Annotated in this window: 2 protein-coding genes; one reads left to right on the top strand and one right to left on the bottom strand. The window is 33.6% G+C overall.

The window, feature by feature from the left end:
- The first annotated feature begins 30 nt into the window (after nucleotides 1-30).
- On the top strand, nucleotides 31-1,308 hold the full coding sequence (locus ACMOUI_RS07925) for a dicarboxylate/amino acid:cation symporter (RefSeq protein WP_418965186.1): 1,278 nt from the start codon (nucleotides 31-33) through the stop codon (nucleotides 1,306-1,308).
- Between the two features lie 60 nt (nucleotides 1,309-1,368).
- On the opposite strand, the gene ACMOUI_RS07920 is transcribed toward ACMOUI_RS07925, so the two are convergent.
- The gene (locus ACMOUI_RS07920) at nucleotides 1,369-2,241 is read right to left on the bottom strand and encodes an RluA family pseudouridine synthase (protein WP_418965185.1); all 873 of its coding nucleotides are present in this window, start codon (nucleotides 2,239-2,241) and stop codon (nucleotides 1,369-1,371) included.
- Nucleotides 2,242-2,357: the final 116 nt, after the last annotated feature.

Raw genomic sequence — 2,357 nt, 5'->3', positions numbered from 1 at the left:
GAAAAGAAGTGAAAAAAGGAGTGAATTTAAATGAAAAAGTTAAGTTTGACGAATAAGATTTTTATCTCGTTAATTTTGGGAGTTATAAGTGGATTGATTTTATATCCCTTTAAAGATAATATGGTTGTAAAGAAGTATGTTATAGACTTTTTCTTTAATTTCTTAGGAACTGGTTTTATTAGAGCGATAAGAATGATTGTTGTGCCATTGGTTTTCTGTTCATTGACAGTTGGGGCAGCAGGAGTAGAAGATATAAAAAAACTTGGAAGAGTTGGAGTGAAAACTTTGGCTTTCTATCTTGGAACTACGGCAGTTGCCATAACTTTAGCCTTAGGAGTTGGAACTTTGATAAATCCTGGAAAGGGTGTAGTTCTATCGCAAATTGCAACAAGTAATGTATCTGTGACTGAAACAAAACCTTTTATAGATATTCTGTTAGGAATGATACCGATAAACCCGATTGAAGCCCTAGCTAAAGGGGATATGTTACAGATAATAATTTTCTCTATTCTATGCGGTGTTGCTATGGCTATGCTAGGGGACAAAGTTTCTACAATAAGAAAAGGGATGGAAGAGTTAAATAACTTAGTTTTAAAACTGGTTGAAATAATTATGCAATTAGCACCATTTGGAGTATATGGGCTAATAGGTAAAACATTTGCAACACTGGGATACACAGCGATGTTACCACTATTAAAATATTTTATAGGTGTGGTTGTTGTTCTACTATTACACTACTTAATAACTTACCAAAGTTTACTGATCTTTGTGGCAAAATATAATCCAATAAAGTTTTTAAAGAAGTTTTCAGGACCTATGATGGTGGCCTTTTCAACATCTTCAAGTAGTGCAACTTTACCATCTTCAATGGAAACATTACAGGATGAATTTGGAGTATCGAAGGGGATTTCATCTTTTACACTTCCTCTAGGAAGTACGATTAATATGGATGGAACAGCTATAATGCAGGGAGTTGCAACAATTTTTATAGCTCAAATATATGGGGTTAACTTAACAATGGGGGATTTTGTAACGGTTATCATAACAGCGACTTTAGCATCAATAGGAACAGCTGGAGTACCAGGGGTTGGAGTGATAATGCTAGGAATGGTATTACAACAGGTTGGATTACCTTTAGAGGGAATGGCACTTGTAATGGGAATAGATAGATTTGTGGATATGTTTAGAACAACAGTTAATATAACAGGAGATGCGGTTTGTACACTGATTGTAGCTAAAACAGAGGGGGAATTAATAGGAGAAGAGGATGCGGCTACATCATCAGTTAAAAACAATAAATTAGCTTAATAGCAATAAAAAAGATACCTAGATTTTAGGTATCTTTTTTTAATCGCTGTGTGATTAAAACTAATTTGCAATATGAAGAATCTCTTTAAAATCATTAGGAAGAGGTGCTTGAACTTGGATTTTTTCACCACTTTCAACATCTGTAAAAATTAATTTAAAAGCGTGAAGAAGTTGTCTTTTAGCTCTTGTATCCTCTCCTCCATAAAGCTCATCCCCTAAAATTGGGTGACCAACTAAGGACATATGAGCACGTATTTGATGAGTTCTACCTGTGAATAGTTCCAATTCAATCAGAGTTAAATCCTCATTTGGAAAACGCTCTAAAACTCTCATATAGGTCTTGGCAGTTTGTCCTCCCTCTTCAGGAGACATCTCTTTTCTTCTAAGTTCATCTCCCTCTTTACCAATAGGTATCTCTATCATCATCTCATCCTCTTTAACAATCCCTTTTACAATGGCCTGGTAGAATTTGGAAACCTTCTCTTTATCACTTTGTAGAAATGCCTGAGTATAAGCATTTTTAGCCACAACAATAAGCCCAGAAGTATTCATATCCAAACGATTGAAAAATCTAGGAGGCTGTATTTTACCTGTTTGCTCCTGTAGATAATATATAACTCCATTGGCTAGTGTAAGATCAGTTTTCTTAGTTGTAGGGTGAACAACAAGATATGGATCTTTATCAATAATAAGTAGGTTTTTATCCTCATACATAATTTTTAAATCCATCTGTATAGATCTGATACCAACCTCTTTTTCTTTCTCTTTAACTAAAAGTCTAGCATTCTTTTTTACCTGTTTTGTTGTTTTGGTTCTCTTTCCATTTAGATATACTTCCACATTTCTAATCCCTCTGCCAGAATACCCTTTTTCTCTAAGGTATTGAGAGATTTTCATATTATGAAACTCAGCTTCGACGATAAATTTTTTCATAAGTCCACCTTTAAAATTAATATTGTTTTTAAATATTTTATAATGAAATTGAGAAAAAAACAATCTTTTGATTTAAATATGATAAAAAAGTGACCACTACAACACTAGTGTATAAG

Source organism: Cetobacterium sp. (assembly GCF_048470075.1).
In the GTDB taxonomy this organism is placed as follows: Bacteria; Fusobacteriota; Fusobacteriia; order Fusobacteriales; family Fusobacteriaceae; genus Cetobacterium_A.
This window is presented reverse-complemented; position numbering and strand designations above follow the sequence as displayed.

What these genes read in the sequence shown, in the direction of transcription:
- ACMOUI_RS07925 (WP_418965186.1), top strand. Translation starts at nt 31, where the DNA reads ATGAAAAAGTTAAGTTTGACGAATAAGATTTTTATCTCGTTAATTTTG.
- ACMOUI_RS07920 (WP_418965185.1), bottom strand. Translation starts at nt 2,241, where the DNA reads ATGAAAAAATTTATCGTCGAAGCTGAGTTTCATAATATGAAAATCTCT.